The 15,321-nt window shown below is 62.2% G+C and carries 12 protein-coding genes; 5 read left to right on the top strand and 7 right to left on the bottom strand.

Annotated elements, in window-relative coordinates:
* Positions 1 to 28: 28 nt before the first annotated feature.
* Positions 29 to 1,066 (bottom strand): FAS1-like dehydratase domain-containing protein, encoded by a 1,038-nt coding sequence (locus E0W60_RS34750; RefSeq protein ID WP_135707379.1) that lies wholly within the window; start codon positions 1,064 to 1,066, stop codon positions 29 to 31.
* 19 nt (positions 1,067 to 1,085) lie between these two features.
* Between E0W60_RS34750 and E0W60_RS34745 the strand changes: the two genes are divergently transcribed.
* Entirely contained in the window at positions 1,086 to 1,583 is a 498-nt protein-coding gene (locus tag E0W60_RS34745; RefSeq protein ID WP_135707378.1) for a MarR family winged helix-turn-helix transcriptional regulator, read from the top strand.
* Positions 1,584 to 1,621: 38 nt separating this feature from the next.
* Here the strand turns inward: E0W60_RS34745 and E0W60_RS34740 are convergent, their stop codons facing one another.
* From E0W60_RS34740 to E0W60_RS34720, 5 genes are read right to left on the bottom strand one after another with little or no spacing between them, the layout of a single operon-like run.
* Positions 1,622 to 3,202, bottom strand: coding sequence for an acyl-CoA carboxylase subunit beta (locus tag E0W60_RS34740; protein ID WP_135707377.1), 1,581 nt, complete (start codon positions 3,200 to 3,202; stop codon positions 1,622 to 1,624).
* A gap of 10 nt (positions 3,203 to 3,212) precedes the next feature.
* A complete protein-coding gene (locus tag E0W60_RS34735) occupies positions 3,213 to 3,434 on the bottom strand; it encodes a biotin/lipoyl-binding carrier protein (protein ID WP_133095043.1) in 222 nt (73 codons plus the stop codon).
* A 56-nt stretch (positions 3,435 to 3,490) separates the two neighbouring features.
* On the bottom strand, positions 3,491 to 4,714 hold the full coding sequence (locus E0W60_RS34730) for a CaiB/BaiF CoA transferase family protein (RefSeq protein ID WP_135707376.1): 1,224 nt from the start codon (positions 4,712 to 4,714) through the stop codon (positions 3,491 to 3,493).
* A gap of 21 nt (positions 4,715 to 4,735) precedes the next feature.
* Positions 4,736 to 5,731: a Bug family tripartite tricarboxylate transporter substrate binding protein gene (locus tag E0W60_RS34725; protein ID WP_135707375.1), complete on the bottom strand. Its 996-nt coding sequence runs from the start codon at positions 5,729 to 5,731 to the stop codon at positions 4,736 to 4,738.
* A 38-nt stretch (positions 5,732 to 5,769) separates the two neighbouring features.
* A complete protein-coding gene (locus E0W60_RS34720) occupies positions 5,770 to 6,483 on the bottom strand; it encodes a GntR family transcriptional regulator (RefSeq protein ID WP_135707374.1) in 714 nt (237 codons plus the stop codon).
* 301 nt (positions 6,484 to 6,784) lie between these two features.
* Between E0W60_RS34720 and E0W60_RS34715 the strand changes: the two genes are divergently transcribed.
* The 4 genes from E0W60_RS34715 (at position 6,785) to E0W60_RS34700 (ending at position 13,730) form a co-directional block, all read left to right on the top strand.
* Entirely contained in the window at positions 6,785 to 7,975 is a 1,191-nt protein-coding gene (locus E0W60_RS34715; protein ID WP_135707373.1) for a DNA-binding protein, read from the top strand.
* The gene (locus E0W60_RS34710; protein WP_135707372.1) at positions 7,959 to 8,228 is read left to right on the top strand and encodes an H-NS family nucleoid-associated regulatory protein; all 270 of its coding nucleotides are present in this window, start codon (positions 7,959 to 7,961) and stop codon (positions 8,226 to 8,228) included. The genes E0W60_RS34715 and E0W60_RS34710 overlap by 17 nt, the downstream gene beginning before the upstream one ends.
* A 262-nt stretch (positions 8,229 to 8,490) precedes the next feature.
* Positions 8,491 to 11,946, top strand: a complete 3,456-nt coding sequence (locus E0W60_RS34705; RefSeq protein ID WP_135707371.1) for an adenylate/guanylate cyclase domain-containing protein — start codon at positions 8,491 to 8,493, stop codon at positions 11,944 to 11,946.
* A 618-nt stretch (positions 11,947 to 12,564) separates the two neighbouring features.
* A protein-coding gene (locus E0W60_RS34700) for an IS3 family transposase (RefSeq protein WP_135707370.1) occupies positions 12,565 to 13,730 on the top strand; the annotation gives its coding sequence in 2 pieces (ribosomal slippage) (positions 12,565 to 12,829 and positions 12,829 to 13,730; 1,167 coding nt in all).
* A 687-nt stretch (positions 13,731 to 14,417) separates the two neighbouring features.
* On the opposite strand, the gene E0W60_RS34695 is transcribed toward E0W60_RS34700, so the two are convergent.
* Positions 14,418 to 15,146, bottom strand: a complete 729-nt coding sequence (locus E0W60_RS34695) for a TetR/AcrR family transcriptional regulator (RefSeq protein WP_135707369.1) — start codon at positions 15,144 to 15,146, stop codon at positions 14,418 to 14,420.
* Positions 15,147 to 15,321 lie beyond the last annotated feature (175 nt).

The following is a 15,321-nucleotide window of genomic DNA, read 5'->3' as shown; positions in this document are numbered from 1 at the left end:
CGAGTTTTCTGATGGCACGGCGAGTTGGCTAAATCAACCGATGCAAAATGGTCTGGTGCTCATGCACCAGTAGTTGGCCGGCTGTCGTTTGGTAGCGGTTTTCGGTATCAAAGACCAATATTCGTTCGCCGTGACGGCCTGTCTTGCAGCGCACGCCGGCCAGCCGACTGCTTGCCTTGACAGTGTCGCCTGGCCTGGCCAAGGCGTAGATGCAGACGTTAGTGCCACCATTAAGTAATCCCTGGGGCGGCAAACCGAAACGTTTGGCGAACGCACGGCCTACTTCGCATACCGCCTCCCGACCTAGTGCAGTGGGCTCGGTGTCGAGTTCGTGCGTGTCTGCTGGCCAGGACATCGCATGCAGCGGGAACAAAGGGGGAGCGACCAGGCCGCCATGGACACTGCTGCGCGCGGCGTGCGTGTCATGGTGATACGCGGGAAGGCCCATCACGGCATCGGCAAAGAGGCGGAGTCGGCCGGCCTCGACGGTGTTGAAGGAATCTATGTGCTCGATCTCGGTGCCGATGTGGCGACGGATCGATGCAGGGACATTCTCATCGAGTCCACGCGGGGTCACATCGGTTGTCTGTGACGCGGCTGGCTCGATATACCGTGACGGAACCTCATGCGGATTGTCTGCGTCGCTGACGGGCAGCAGGACTACGGCAGAGCCTTCGGTGGTCGCGCTGCCGATATCCACATTGAACAGGTGCAGGTCGAGATGAAGCGCTGTCACGTTCGCCTGATAATCCACTGTTCTGATCCAGCCTTCGCCGCGCAGCCGCTGGCCGACCAGATCCGGGCCGCGAAAGCGGCAAGTCAGCCGCCAAAGCCAACTCCGTTCACCAAAGGCTTGTGTGGCCAGCTGGGATAGGAATTGCTGCTTCAGCGCGCCGTTGATGACGGTATCAGGAAGGCCAGCAACGTTCTGGGCATAGGACCTGTCATAGTGAATCTTGTCCCAGTTTTCCGGTGCGGCGCACCAGCGGACGATGTGGCTTGATGTGAGCGCGCCCTTATCGAGCGGGGGGAGGGCGGTACCCGGACGAAAAAGTTCTGAGGACATTCTGTCAACCTGCTTTACCATGAGCACGCATCATTCGGTTTCCGGAGATTCGATGATCGGTAATAAGCAACTCGCACAGCTTCAACGCTCACGGCAGCGCGGCTTGAGCCGCCTGCTTCTGCTGGCGCGGCGCAACTTCCTTGCCCGCGTGTCTGCTTCCCTCGAGGCCTGCGACCTACCAGCCGTGCCCGATGCCTGCGTGATGGTGCTGCCCTATATTGACCTGGAAGGCACACGCAGCACCGTGATCGCCCAGCGCGCCGGCACGACGCGCCAGGCCGTCTCGCAGGTCGTGGCCGTATTGGAGCAACTCGGCCTGGTCAGCAAGCAAGTCGATGAGGCAGATGCGCGCGCATTGATCGTTGCCTTCACGCCCGCTGGTCTGGACTACCTTGTGCAGATGCATGCCGTGATTGATCAGATTGAGCAGGAGATTGCCCAGAGTATCGGGACTGCCGAGATGGAAATCGTGCGTCGTACACTTGAACTGATGGCGTACGGCAGGCAGGGCGGATGACAATCGCCCTGCCTGCGTGCCGCACACCAATCGGCGCGCTAAGGCCGTACCCCCATTTTCAACTTGGGGCCAAGCGTCGTCTTTAGTGTAATCTGCGCCGCGTCAATGAACCGACTCAGGGTATAGCGGGTTTCGCGCGGATCGATGATGTCTTCCACGCCAAACGCTTCTGCCGTGCGGAAAGGCGAGGCCAGTTGGCGCAGCCGATGCTCGATCTCCCGCTCCTTGGCCGCAGGATCCGGAGCGGCGGCGATCTCACGGCGAAATGCCGCAGCCACGCCGCCTTCGATCGGCAGAGATCCCCATTCCGCAGTCGGCCACGCCAGCTTGAGACCAAGACCGTTCTTGTCGGTGGCGGCCATGCCAGCCATGCCGTAGCACTTGCGGATTACCACGGTAGCGATCGGGACGGTGGCCTGCAGACTCACGAAAACGCTGCGCATGCCGTCTCGCAACGTTCCTTGTGCCTCGGCATCACGGCCCACCATGAAGCCTGGCACGTCCACCAGGAACACCAGGGGAATATGGAAGGTGTCGCAGAGTTCAATAAAATGCGTTTGCTTGCGGGCCGCCTTGGCATCGATGGCGCCACCATAGGCCATCGGGTTGCTGGCAACCACGCCCACCACTTTGCCATTCAGCCGGGTCAGGCACGTAATGACAGCTTTGCCGTAGGTGGGCTGGATCTCAAAGACAGAGCCGCGGTCGAAGACCATGCGAATAACCTTGCGCATGTCATAGGCCTTGCGGCGGTCGGTAGGCACGATCGTCGCGAGTGCCTCCTCCCGCCGGTCGGGCGGGTCGTCGCAGGCGGTCACGGGCGGCAATTCCCACACGTTCTGCGGCATGTACGACAGGTAGCGCCGGATCATGTCAAAGCAGTCCGCCTCGCTCTCGACGGCATTGTCGACGGATCCGGCCACATCGACGGCAAGCTTCGCGCCCCCTAGTTCGTCCTTGGAAATGTCCTGGCCAAGCGAGCGCTTCACCACCGGCGGGCCAGCTGCGAAGATCTGGCTAGTGCCATTGACCATCACGGACCAGTGCGAAAGGATGGCTCGCCCCGCCGGGCCGCCGGCGGCGGTGCCTAGCACGGCGCATACCACCGGGACCTGGCCAAGCAGCGCAGCGGAGGTCTCAAAGCCATGAACGCCTGGGAACACCGTATGGCCGCGCCGCTGCGCGGAGGTGACACTGCCACCGACGCCGTCGATGAGATTGATCAGCGGAATCTTGTAGTGGAGGGCGAGTTCCTCCACGAAGCCGCCTTGCCCGCCTTTCTTGCGGTCTCCGCTCCAGCTGGCACCGCCCCGAACGGTGTAGTCCTCGCCGCCGATGGCGACCGAACGGCCGTCCACCGTTGCCAGGCCCATGACATATGGTGCGGGGGTGACCTTGACCAGCTTGCCATTCTCGTCGTAGTGGCCCTGGCCGGTCAGCCGGCCGACCTCATGAAACGAATTGGCATCAGAGAGCGTATCGATACGCTCGCGGATGGTCAGCTTCCCGGCCGCATGATGCCGCTCGATTGCCTCGGGGCCGCCCAGCTCAAGGCCAAGTTCCCGCCGCCGTTCGAGTTCGAACAGATCTTCCGACGGAATTGTTTGACTCATGTCCATCGCCATCTCCTCAGGCCGGTTCGACCACGGCAAGTATTTGTCCCTCGGCGATGGATTCGCCCTCCTTGACCAGCACCTCGGAAACCTTACCTGCATGTGTGGCTTCGACCGGGATCTCCATCTTCATGGATTCGATGATGAAGAGCACGTCGCCTTCATCCACGGTCTGCCCCGATGCGCATTCGCATTTCCACACAGAACCGACCACTTCGGATTTCACTTTGACGCTCATGAGTCCATCCTTTTCTTTTGGCAGAGAGAAAGTACAGAGGTTTGAGGATGCCGGGATCAACGGGCGAGGCGCTCGTCGAAGATGACGCCCCGTGAGTGCAGGCCCGCAAGCGCTTCCTCGCTTATGCCGAGCATGCGACCCAGCACCGATGCCGTGTCGGCGCCGGTATCGCGACCTAGCGTGTCCACTTGACCTGGCGTATCGGACAGGCGCGGCGTCACGTTCGGCACCGCCACCATGCCAAGACTGTCATGTGGGCGCCGCGTGATGGTTTCACGAGCGCAAAAGTGCGGATCGGCAAAGACATCGTCGATGTTGTAGATCTTCGCGTGCGGAATATCGTGCGCGGTGAGCAGGCGGTGAGCTTCCTCATAGCTGCGTGCGCCGACCCATTCCTGCACCAGGGCATCCACGTCATCGCTGTGCTGACTGCGCAGCCGGTTGCTGACGTAGCGCGGGTCGTCTGCCAGCCCGGGATCGCCAAGTGCGGTGCACAGCCGGCGGAAGATGGGATCGGCCAATGCTGCCACGTGGATGAAGCAGCCATCGGCTGATTGGTACAGGTTGTTCGGGCTGGATCCTGGGAGGCGGGAGCCGGCACGCTCCGCGATCACCCCGAGCTGGTCGTAAGCCATTACGTGGGGCTCCATGAAGCTGAACGCGCATTCCGCCAAGGCGGTGTCTACGATCTGGCCCTTGCCGGTGCGGTGCCGTGCCTCCAACGCAAGCATGCCGCCGAAAGCACCATACAGTCCGGTGACGTAGTCCGACAGGGACGTGGCGACGCGTGCGGGCGGCCGGTCCGGATCGCCCGTGATGGAGCGGAGGCCGCTGAGGGCTTCGCCGATGACGCCGTAGCCTGGCTGCCGGCTGTACGGGCCATCTTGGCCGTAGCCGCTGATGCGGATCAGGATGAGGCCCGGGTTGGACGCGCTCAGCGTCTCGTAGGACAGGCCCCAGCGTTCCAGCGTGCCGGGCCGGAAGTTCTCGATGACGAAGTCTGCCTTGTCCACCAGCTGACGCAGCAGCGATTGCCCCTCCTCGTTGCGCAGGTCAACCGAGATCAGTTCCTTGTTGCGGAACATCGACAGGGCGTAGAGCGAGACGCCGTCCTTATGGCTGCCCATCGAGCGCAGGGCATCTCCCTCGGGTGTTTCCACCTTGATGACGCTGGCGCCGAAATCGGCCAGCAGCCTGCCGCAGAAGGGACCCGCAACGGTGGATCCCAGTTCGATCACCGTGTAGCCCGAAAGGGGCTTGAGCATTGCATCGCGTTGCATGTCGGGGCTCTCCGGAGCGCATCACTGCGGGGCGGTTACGTTGGCGTTCCTGACGACATCGCGCCACAACGCCACCTCCTTGTGCAGCATGTCGCGGAACGCCGTCGTACTGCCTCCGATCAGGTCGAGCCCACCGGCAGACTGTAGTCGCTGGCGCAGCTCGGGGGAGGACTTGAGCAACTCGTTGAGTTCGCGGTTGAGTCGTGCCACGACCTCTGGTGGCATGTCTTTGGGACCCATCAGGCCGAAGAACAGGCTGCCGTCGTAGCCTTGCAGGCCTGCCTCCGCGAAGGTCGGGACATCGGGCGCGAGCGGAGAACGTGACTGGCTTGAAATGGCGAGTGCGCGTACGCGCTTGGCCTGGATGTTCGGCGCGGCGAGCAGGATGGTATCGGTCACCATGTCGATCTCGCCGCCCAATAGCGCGGCGATTGCCTGCGCGTTGCCGCGGTACGGCACGTGGGTGTACGACGTGCCGGTGAGGGTCGCCAGATACTCGGTACTCAGGTGGGTAGACCCCCCTACGCCGGACGAGCCATAGTTGACTTTCTTGGGATGGCTACGTGCATATGCGAGGAATTCCGGCAGGGACTTTGCGGGAAAGTTGTTGTTGACCAGTAGAACAGTTGGCAGGCGACCCACCAGTACGATTGGCGTGAGGTCCTTTTCGACGTTAAAGGAAAGCTTGGGGTAGACCGCTGGGTTGACGGCAATAGCACTGGAAACTGTCAGCAGGGTGTAGCCATCCGGCGCGGAGCGCGCGACCGCTTCCGCGGCCAGGCTGCCGCCCACTCCGGTCTTGTTTTCCACCACGATGGACTGCCCGAGGCGCTCCGAGAGATGCTGCGCCACCACGCGGGCCACGATGTCCGTCGCGCTGCCTGCGGAAAAGCCGACATACATCTTGATGGGGCGGCTCGGGTATTTGTCTTGCGCATGTGCCGGCAAGGGGGAAAGTGCCAGCCCGGCGAGCGCGAGGGCGGCCGCGCCTACGGCGCGATGGACGAATGACAGCATCGGGCAGGTCTCCTTTTCCTTTTATGTTCTTTTTGTGGTCAAACGATGAACTTGCGGTATTTGCTGAGATACTCCGCGGCTTCGCGCAGGCTTTGCCGGCGAATCGCCTCCGCCTTTTCTGCATCGCGCTCCCGAAGCGCGGCCAGCACTGCCCTGTGGTGCGCCAAGCCCAGCTTGGCCCGGCCAGGCAGCACGATGGCGCGGCGGATCACCGCCTGTGTGCGCTCCATAATGGAATCCAGCATGCCTTGAATAATGGGATTGCCGGCGTTCTTGACGACGCGCTGCCGGAAGCGGTCGTAGCCCTCCAGATAGAAGTCGAAATCGCCATTGTCCAGCGCCGTTTCCATCGGGGCGCCGAACAGTTCAATCAGGTCGTCCCATTCGCCGGGGGGGGCGAGTTGCGCGGCGAGCCGTACGCTCATGCCTTCCAGCGCTTCACGCGCACAGTAGATCTGCAGGATCTGTTCGAAGCTGATGCGGGTGACGATCGCCCCTCGGTTTGGAATCCGCTCAACCAGTCCGTGCTGTTCCAGCGCGGCAAACGCCTCGCGGATGCGCGGGCGCGTCGTGCCGAACTCCTGCGCCAGTTCCTGCTCAACCAGTTTCGTTCCTGGCAATAGATCGTGCCGCGCGATACGCGCGCGCAGTTCCGCCGCGACATCGATCGGGGAGCCTGCCTTGGTCGTGCCTCGCTCGGCTTTCTGACCCGGTAGTTCCTGCTTTCGAATAGTTCTTGCTGCCACGCCCATGTTGCTCACCTCGTTGTGTTGGATCGACTATAGGCCGCTGTGCCGAGACAGTAAACCATTTTGTAATCCAAATTGTAATCTACTGTGGTTACAGACAGGAGAGGTCACTATAAGAACGGGGAGGTTATGCGTTGCCTTCGAGGGTCCTTCGGCCAGTGGAATGGATCTGTGGGGAAGAGGGACCCATGTGTGGCTTAGTTTGTAGACATAAGCGCAGTTATGTCTAAAGTAAGCCAGCTGAAATTAGCTTTGCTACGTATTACGGTGTAATATTTATCATCACTTTCTCGTTTTTGCCCCCATGGCCGCTGCCGACCTGGATCTGACCGACGCCGCGCTACAGGCCGACCTGGCTGAGTTGCGCGGCCGCTTTCCCGAGACCCGCGCGCTCTACCGCGAGGTCTGCGGCCTGCTGTTCTTCCGTTACGGCGTCACGCCCACCGCCAACAAGCTCTACAGCCTGGTGCGCAAGGGCAGCATGGGTACGCCCGCCGAAGTGTTGCAGGCGTTCTGGCAGGAGCTGCGCGGGCGCACGCGCGTCACCATCGACCATCCGGACCTGCCGGAGGCGTTGAAGGACATCGCGGCCGGGGCGGTCCAGACCATCTGGCAGGCGGCCAACGAGGCCGCGTCCGCCGAGCTGGCCACGTTGCGCGCGGAGGCGCGTCACGCCGCGAGCGAAGCGGAAGCCGAGCGCGATGCGGCGCGCGCGGAGACGGCTGCCGCGCGCGAGGAAGCCGCGGCGCTCGTCGCGCTACTGGACGCCGCGCGCCAAACCATCGAGGAGGGGCATGCGACTTTGGCCGCTGAGCGCCAGGCGCACGCCGCCACGCAGGCCCGGCTGGAGGCGGGGCGGACGGAACTGGAGGCGGGACGGCGCCAGCTGGACGCCTTGCGAACCCAATTCTCGACCGAGCTCGAGCGCGCCCGCGAGGCGGTGACCCTCGCGCAGGAACGGGCCGAGGCCAGCGAGCGCCGCGCCTTGCGCGAACTGGACGCGGAGCGCACCGCGCGCCAGCAGAGCGAGCGCACGGCCGATGCGCTGCGCGGCGAACTGGGGGCGGTGCGCAGCGAGGCCCGCGACGCGGCGGTGGCGGCGGCCGAGCTCCGCGCCCGGCTCGAGGCCCAGGCCGCGGCGCTCGCCGATCGGCTTGCGACCGCCGAGCAAGCGCAGCGCAAAGCGGCGCACGACCTGGACGCGGTGCAGGCGGAGTTGGGCACGGCGCAGCGCCGCGCCGAGCGCGCCGAGGCCGAAGCGGCGCTGGCGCGACAGCTGCTGGCAGAATTGCGGGTGGCGCCACCCGAGCGGCGGGGGGAGAGTGGTGGTGGGCGGCGGCGCAAGGCCGGCGGCCCGGTGCCGACGGAGCAGGCGGCACCGGGCGAAACACTGGACGCACAGCAAGACGACAAGCCGGGCGCGCCAACGGCCGCCTTCACCCCGGAAGACGGCAGCGACAGCAGTGACGACAGCACCGATGACAGAAATCAATGAGCGGGCGGCGGCGATCCGGTGGATCCAGGCGGAGATGGCCGACTACGGGCTGACCATGGAGGAGCTGGCAGCGGCCGGGTGCTTCGATCCGCCGCCTCCTCCGCCACCGCCCCCGCCGCCACCCGCATCACCGCCAGTGGCCTGCTACCGCAATGCCGCGGGGCAGAGTTGGGACGGGCAGGGCGACATGCCCGACTGGCTGCGGCGGGCGGTCAATGCGGGGCAAAGCAAGGAGTTTTACCGGGTCGGATAAACGAAGCCCAGTTGCTGCCAGCGATGAATTGTCTTGTCAATCATAGGATTACAGGACGGTCTGGCGGATTTTTCTCGAATGCTCGACCCTTTGATTGCGTTTGCAGTTTTCAAGCCTGGCGCGGGCCGAAAGGTCGCGTCGGGGGCTACGGTCAGCTAACTGCGGTGGAATCAGGAGACCCTATCGCACAGCGCCGCCTTGCGAACCGCCGGGATTGCGCCTCTAATGGCTGCGTGGCAGGCACAGGTAGTCGGGAGACGAGATGCGCTGCACAAATTGCCAGTTCGAGAACCCCTCGGGAGCCAAGTTCTGCCAGGAGTGTGGGCAAAGGCTTGCGCTAATCTGCTCGCAATGCGGCCACGCATGCAGTCCCACTGAAAAATTCTGCGGCGCGTGCGGCGCGCTGCTGGCGGACACGGCGGCAGCGCCCCCGCGCCTGTCGCCCCCGGTGCCGCCTCTGCCGGCACCGATTATCTACACGCCGCCCCATCTGGCGGAACGGATCCGCGCGGAGCAGGCCGCCATGGAGGCAAAGGGCGGGGGCGCTGGCGGCGAGCGCAAGACCATCACCGCCCTGTTCGCGGACATGGCCGGCTCGACGGCATTGATCCAGGACCTGGACCCCGAGGAAGCCCGCAGCCTGATCGATCCGGTCGTGGCGCTGATGATGGAAGCGGTGCATCACTACGAGGGGTACGTGGCCAAATCCCTCGGCGACGGAATTCTGGCCTTGTTCGGCGCGCCAATTGCCCACGAGGACCATGCGTTGCGGGCCCTGTTTGCGGCGCTGCGGATGCAGCAGGCCATGCGTGGCCATAGCGACAAGGTGCGGCTGGAGCAGGGCATCCCGCTACAGATCCGGGTTGGCGTCCATACCGGCGAAGTGGTGGTGCGCTCGATCCGCAAGGATGACTTGCGCACGGACTATGACCCAGTCGGCCACACGATCCATATCGCCGCGCGGATGGAAGGGGTCGCGACCCCCTCATCGATCCTCGTCAGCGAATCGACCCACAAGCTGGCCGAGGGGTATTTCGAGTTCAAGGCCTTGGGGCGCACACAGATCAAGGGCCTGCGCGAGCCGCTGGCGGTGTACGAGGTGCTTGGCCTGGGCGCTTTGCGCACGCGCTTGCAGGTGGGGGCGCAACGTGGCCTGGCGCGGTTTGTCGGTCGCGAGGCCGAAGTGAAGCGCCTGGGCGAGGCGCTCGAACTGGGCAGGGCGGGGCAGGGGCAGATCGTCGGCGTGGTGGGCGAGGCGGGCGTGGGCAAGTCGCGCCTGTTCCACGAATTCAAGGCGCGCGCGCAGCAAGGCTGCATGGTGCTCGAGACCTTCTCGGTGTCGCATGGCAAGGCGTTTCCTTACTTGCCGCTGATCGAACTGCTGCGCAACTATTTCCAGATTACGGCGCAGGATGACGAACGCCGCTATCGCGAGAAGGCCACCGGCCGACTCTTGATTCTGGATCGCGCACTGGAGGATCAGCTGCCTTACTTGCTCTACCTGCTGGGCATCGTTGAGCCGGGCTCGGCATTGCCGACGATGGATCCGGCCATCCGACGTCAGCGCACCTTCGAGGCGATCGCGCGCTTGCTGGTGCGCGAGAGCCAGAACCAGCCGCTCATGGTCCTGTTCGAGGATCTGCAATGGCTGGATAGCGAGACGGAAGCTTTCCTGCATGTGCTCATCGCCGAGGTGCCGCGTGCCAAGATCCTGCTGCTGGTCAACTACCGCCCCGAGTACCGGCATGATTGGGCGCAACACGCCTTCTACACGCAGTTGCAGCTCGAACCGCTGGGCCAGGCGGAGGCGCACGGCTTGCTTTCTGCGCTGCTGGGTGCAGACCCGTCCCTTGTTTCACTGAAGCAACTGATTCTGTCAAAGACCGAGGGCAACCCGTTTTTCATGGAGGAAGTTGTTCATACCCTGGCCGAGGAGAACGCGCTGCTCGGCCAGCCCGGAAACTACAGCGTCGAGAAGGCGCCGTTGGCACTCCATATTCCGACGACCGTGCAAGGCGTGTTGGCGGCGCGTATCGATCGGCTGCCGGTGCCACAAAAGGAACTGCTGCAGACGCTGGCAGTCATTGGCGCGGAGTTCCCGTCCAGCTTGATCCGGCATGTCACGGGCCAGTCTGAAGTATCGCTTCAACCGCTGCTGACTGACCTGCAGATCGGTGATTTTATCTATGAGCGCCCCGCCTTCCCCGAGGTGGCGTACGCGTTCAAGCATGCCCTGACCCAAGAGGTGGCGAGCAACTCCTTGCTCTCGGAACAGCGAAGCTTTCTGCATGAGCGTGCCGCCCAAGCCATTGAGGCACTGTTCCCTGACAGGCTGAGCGAATATTGCAGCGAGCTGGCGCACCACTACAGCCAAAGCGGCAATGTGCCGAAGGCGGTCGACTACCTACAGCTCGCTGGAAAGCAAGCACTCCAGCGTTCGGCGCAAACCGAAGCAATCCGGCATCTCAGTGCGGCCCTCGATCTACTGAAAAGCCAGGCAGACACCCCGGAACGCCAGCGCAAGGAACTGTCTCTGCTCCTGACCCTTGGTCCGGCATGGATGGCCGCGCGAGGCTCCGGCGCGCCAGAGGTTGAGGCAACCTACACACGGGCCCTCGCCCTGAGCGAACAGGGCGGGGAAACGCCGGAATACTTCTCTGCACAACTTGGTCTGTGGTCCTTCTATCTGCTGCGTTCTCAACTCAAAACAGCGCGCACACTGGCCGAACGGCTACTCAGCCTCGCGCAGCACACGCAAGACCCGGAACAGTTAGCGGAGGGCCACCGCGTGCTCGGGTCGACCCTCTTCCGCTTTGGAGAGCTCACTCAGGCGCGTACTCACATGGAGCAGGCCCTAGCGCTGCATCGTCCAGACGGCCAGTCTTACGGGCATTTGCTCCGCTATGCGCACAACCCTGCCGTTCATATTCGCTGCACGTTGAGTTTGATTCTCTGGTATTTGGGCCTATCTGACCAATCTGGGGTACGCAGCAAGGAAGCACTAGCGATTGCCCGAAAATCTTCCGACCCATTTTCCCTTGTCCTCAGCCTGATGTTCGCGGCTGAGCTATATCAGCGCCGCGGCGAGCCGGAACAGGCGCTGGAATATGCCAACGCGGCGGTCGAGCTATCCAGCGAGCGCGGCTTTCCCTTCTATCTTGCCAGGGCATCGATCCTGCGGGGCTGGGCGCTTGCCCGACAAGGCCGCCACGAAGAAGGTGTCTCACTAATACACCAGGGTCTTGATGCCCACGAAACCAGCGGCGCGGCACTGGGACGACCGTCCCTGCTGGGATTGCTTGCCGATGCATACGGAAGAGCGGGGCAGCCAGAAGAGGCGCTTTCCGTGTTGGATGACGCGCTGGCGCTGGTAAACAACACGGATGAACGCTTTGATGAAGCGACGCTGGTTCGCCTCAAGGGGGAGTTGATTCTGCAGTCGCGTGGCGAAAAAGCAGGATCGTCTGTCGTAGCCAGAGAGGCGGAAGCGCTGATCCAGCAAGCATTAACGCTCGCGCGTCACCAAGGAGCCCGGTCGATCGAGTTGCAATGCGTGTTGAGTCTCGCCGCCCTTTGGATGAGCCAAAAGGAAAACGATGCGGCAAAACGCCTTCTGGTCGACATCTTGTCTGCTTTCACGGCTGGTGAAGAAACCGTGGATTCACGCCGGGCAAGGGAACTGCTGGAAGGCTGCGGTAAAGCCGTAGCCGATGACTAGCTTTTGCGTCGTATAGCGCACATTAGCTTGTGAGAGTGCTTGGAGCGAAAGCCTGGCGCCAACGGAACGCGTTCATACAGATTACCCCTAAAAGCGGCGGAGCCATGGCCAATTCTACCAGCGCAGACAACGAGCGCTTCGTGAAGGTTGTGCAAGATCGAACCCGTGGTGGGCGAGGTCCGCAGCCTCGTGCGGGTGTTTTTCGGGGCTCATGCACCGGCGAAGTCTGCGGGAGAGTTCGATGGATAGTTGAAGCGTCTGTCGTGCTGCGACTTCGCAACGGAGGTTCGCGCAAAGCCTGCGTGCCGACTTACCGGCTGCGAGGGCGACCTTCAAGGGGTGATCGTACTTTGCGTGCGAAATCTGGCGGTAGCCGCTCTGGGTCCAGCTCCCAATAAGACTTTTCGGCCATGAATGATTCATTCTGCCCTTAGCTTTCCAACCACTTGATTCAGAACAGATTTCAGAGTCAGACCGCCAGTTTTCGCACGCAAAGTACGAATACCCCTACTACCGCTTCACCCAGGTAAATCGCCCGCCGGATCCAGCTGAGGTAGCCTGATCGAGGCGGACACGCTTGGTCCTTAGATTAAGATCGTGGATCAGGAGTGTGCACAGATGAGCAAGGCAAGACAGACGTACGGGGAAGAGTTTCAGGCAGAGGCCGTGAGACTGGTGCTGGAACAGGGACTGACGCTGCAGTCGGCCGCGCAGCGTCTGGGGATTCCGAAGGGCACGTTGACGAATTGGGTGTCGAAAGCCAAGGCGCCTGGAACAGCAGCGGCACCAGGGGGCGTGACAGTGGCAGAGTTGGCGGCGGAGAATGCGAGGCTGCGCAAGGAGCTGGCCGAGGCGAGGCTGGAGCGCGATATTGTAAAAAAAGCCGCGGCGTACTTCGCCAGGGAATCACTGCCCGGTACGCGTTCGTGAGTCAATGGCGAGAAGTGTATCCGGTGAAGTTGATGTGCCGGGTATTGGGGGTCTCGCGCAGTGGCTACTACGACTGGACACACAGACCTTACGGGCTCAGTCCGGAACAGGAGCGGCTGCGTCTGGCGATCCGGGCAGCCCACAAGCGCACGCGTCAGACGTACGGTACGCGGCGCCTGCAGCGCGAGCTGGCTGGCGATGGATTCGTGGTCGGCCGTGATCGGCTGGCCAGATTGCGCAACGAGATGGGGATTCGGTGTCGGCAAAAGCGTCGATTCGTAGCGACAACTCGCTCGGCTCATAATCTGCCAGTGGCGCCCAACCTACTGGAGCAGAAATTTGAAGCCGACAGGCCAAATGCCGCGTGGGTGACAGACATCACGTATATCGCGACCGATGAGGGTTGGTTGTACCTGGCAGGAATCAAGGACCTGTACACGTGCGAGATCGTGGGCTACGCGATGGGGTCCAGAATGACACAGGAATTGGTGGGCGAGGCGCTGTTCCGGGCGGTGCGCAGCAAGCGGCCACGGCCCGGCCTGATTCATCATTCAGACCGGGGCAGCCAATACTGTGCTCACGGCTATCGCAGGTTGCTAGCGCAGTTCGGCATGCTGGCTTCGATGTCACGCAAGGGAAACTGCTACGACAATGCGCCCATGGAAAGCTTCTGGGGCAGCCTGAAAGCAGAGTTGGTGTACCACCATCGGTATGCCACCCGGCTGGAAGCCATGGCCTCTGTCCGTGAGTACATTGAGATTTTTTACAATCGCCAACGGCGCCATTCGAAGTTGGGGTACCGAACGCCAGGCGAAGTCGCTGCAAGCTACCTCAGTCGACTAGCTGCAGCATGAACCAGACGTGTCCGCGCTGGACAGAACACCTCAAGCTCAGTTCCGGCGCGGCCTGCAGACCTGGCTAGAGTGCTACAACCGGCGCTTGCCGAACCATTCGTGAATCGTCTATCGGCCTGCCGATGCAGGGGCGTAAGGCTAGCCGCCTTGCCGACAGCGCAGGGGCGGCTCCTGCCGGCTGGACCGAGCTCGGGGGTCTAACTCTTCCGCGGTTTTCTATCAGGCGCTTCCCGGCCCATGAGCGGTCATAGGCTACCAGCCCGGCGCCGACGCTTCCGACCTCAAAGCGCGATTGACCACAAGGCTCACTGTTCGCTTGCGGGTTAGCCTTTGAGGGTGAGCATACCTACGCTTGTCTTCTCCTTTTCCTCGACGTATTGCGGATAGCTTTCCGCTGCCGCTCACGGACACATGAAGTGAGATTTTCATCTCAATAAAAACAAGGGGTTGGAAAAATCTCAGACAAGGATACTCTCGCATTCGTGACAGTAGCCATGAGATTGCGAATCGATAGCCGGCAGTGTTGTGACCAAACTGAGGTTACTTTAGGGTCGCTTCAGAAAATGGAGAATTTTGCACGCTAAGCCATAGCAAGCGCGGCCGACCGCCGGTGTCGCGCACACTGGTCAGTTCGGCACGGCGGGCCAGGCCCTTTGCTGGAAGCCGATCTCCGCGCGTTCGCATGCATTATTTTCCGCGTTTTGCAGCGCCACCTTCAAGGCTTCTTGTCCCCTGGTCGTTCTGTGCCATGGCGGCAGCGAATTCGCGCGCGAGCTGTTCGAAGGATTGCCACGCTTGGCCTCTCAGATAGGGTGCCAGGACAGAGAGGATGTGATAGCTGGCGCTGTGCAGGTAGCTTCGAATCTGCTTGGAATCATTGTACTGGCGCGGATGCTGAATGAACTGGAAGGACAGCCAGTAGGTGACCAGCACCACCATATTGGTGGTGATGACGTCGACCTGTTCGGCCGAGGCCTCCATCTCTTCGCTTTCTAGGAACTGCCGGCATAACTCGCTGGCGAAGCGCTTCTTTTGGTCGACGACGCGCTTGAAGTTGGTCTCCAGCATGCGGTTGCTCGCCAGTAGGTAGTTGATGTCGCGGTAGAGGAAGCGGTAACTCCACATGAACTCGGACATGTGCTGTAGGTAGCCCCAGCTCTGCCCAAGGGTGGGCCTATGGTCGCCCGGCAGCTTTAGGCGCCGCTCCATCTCCTGCTCGAATTGCACGAAGATGGAGTTGATGATGTCGTCCTTGTTGCGGAAATGATAGTAGAGATTGCCGTTGCTGATCCCCATTGCTTCCGCAATGGTGGTGGTGGTGACGTTGGGCGCACCGACCTCGTTGAACAAGCGCAGCGAGATGTCGAGGATTCGGTCACGGGTGCGGCGGGAGCCGATTTGCGGTTTGGGTTCCATGGGCGGCGGTAATTCGGGAAGTTAGAGAGGGTGTTGCCCAAAACCCGTAGCAAGGCGGTGCCATCCGAGTCAGAGCGATCGTATGAACCAGACAGACTTGGTCTCTACTTGAGCAATCGGCGCAGGTGCAAGCGCCTTCTTGACGAGATCGAAGGCGTGCTGCAGTGGCCTCGAC

Source organism: Cupriavidus oxalaticus (assembly GCF_004768545.1).
Classification (GTDB): Bacteria; Pseudomonadota; Gammaproteobacteria; order Burkholderiales; family Burkholderiaceae; genus Cupriavidus; species Cupriavidus oxalaticus_A.
Note: the sequence above shows the minus strand (reverse complement) of the source record. Positions and strands in the feature narration are given on the sequence as shown.

Bases quoted from the DNA above. Each gene is read 5' to 3' on its own strand.
- E0W60_RS34710 (WP_135707372.1), top strand. From the start codon at position 7,959: ATGACAGAAATCAATGAGCGGGCGGCGGCGATCCGGTGGATCCAGGCG.
- E0W60_RS34725 (WP_135707375.1), bottom strand. From the start codon at position 5,731: ATGCTGTCATTCGTCCATCGCGCCGTAGGCGCGGCCGCCCTCGCGCTC.
- E0W60_RS34705 (WP_135707371.1), top strand. From the start codon at position 8,491: ATGCGCTGCACAAATTGCCAGTTCGAGAACCCCTCGGGAGCCAAGTTC.
- E0W60_RS34740 (WP_135707377.1), bottom strand. From the start codon at position 3,202: ATGGACATGAGTCAAACAATTCCGTCGGAAGATCTGTTCGAACTCGAA.
- E0W60_RS34715 (WP_135707373.1), top strand. From the start codon at position 6,785: ATGGCCGCTGCCGACCTGGATCTGACCGACGCCGCGCTACAGGCCGAC.
- E0W60_RS34750 (WP_135707379.1), bottom strand. From the start codon at position 1,066: ATGTCCTCAGAACTTTTTCGTCCGGGTACCGCCCTCCCCCCGCTCGAT.
- E0W60_RS34745 (WP_135707378.1), top strand. From the start codon at position 1,086: ATGAGCACGCATCATTCGGTTTCCGGAGATTCGATGATCGGTAATAAG.
- E0W60_RS34695 (WP_135707369.1), bottom strand. From the start codon at position 15,146: ATGGAACCCAAACCGCAAATCGGCTCCCGCCGCACCCGTGACCGAATC.
- E0W60_RS34735 (WP_133095043.1), bottom strand. From the start codon at position 3,434: ATGAGCGTCAAAGTGAAATCCGAAGTGGTCGGTTCTGTGTGGAAATGC.
- E0W60_RS34720 (WP_135707374.1), bottom strand. From the start codon at position 6,483: ATGGGCGTGGCAGCAAGAACTATTCGAAAGCAGGAACTACCGGGTCAG.
- E0W60_RS34730 (WP_135707376.1), bottom strand. From the start codon at position 4,714: ATGCAACGCGATGCAATGCTCAAGCCCCTTTCGGGCTACACGGTGATC.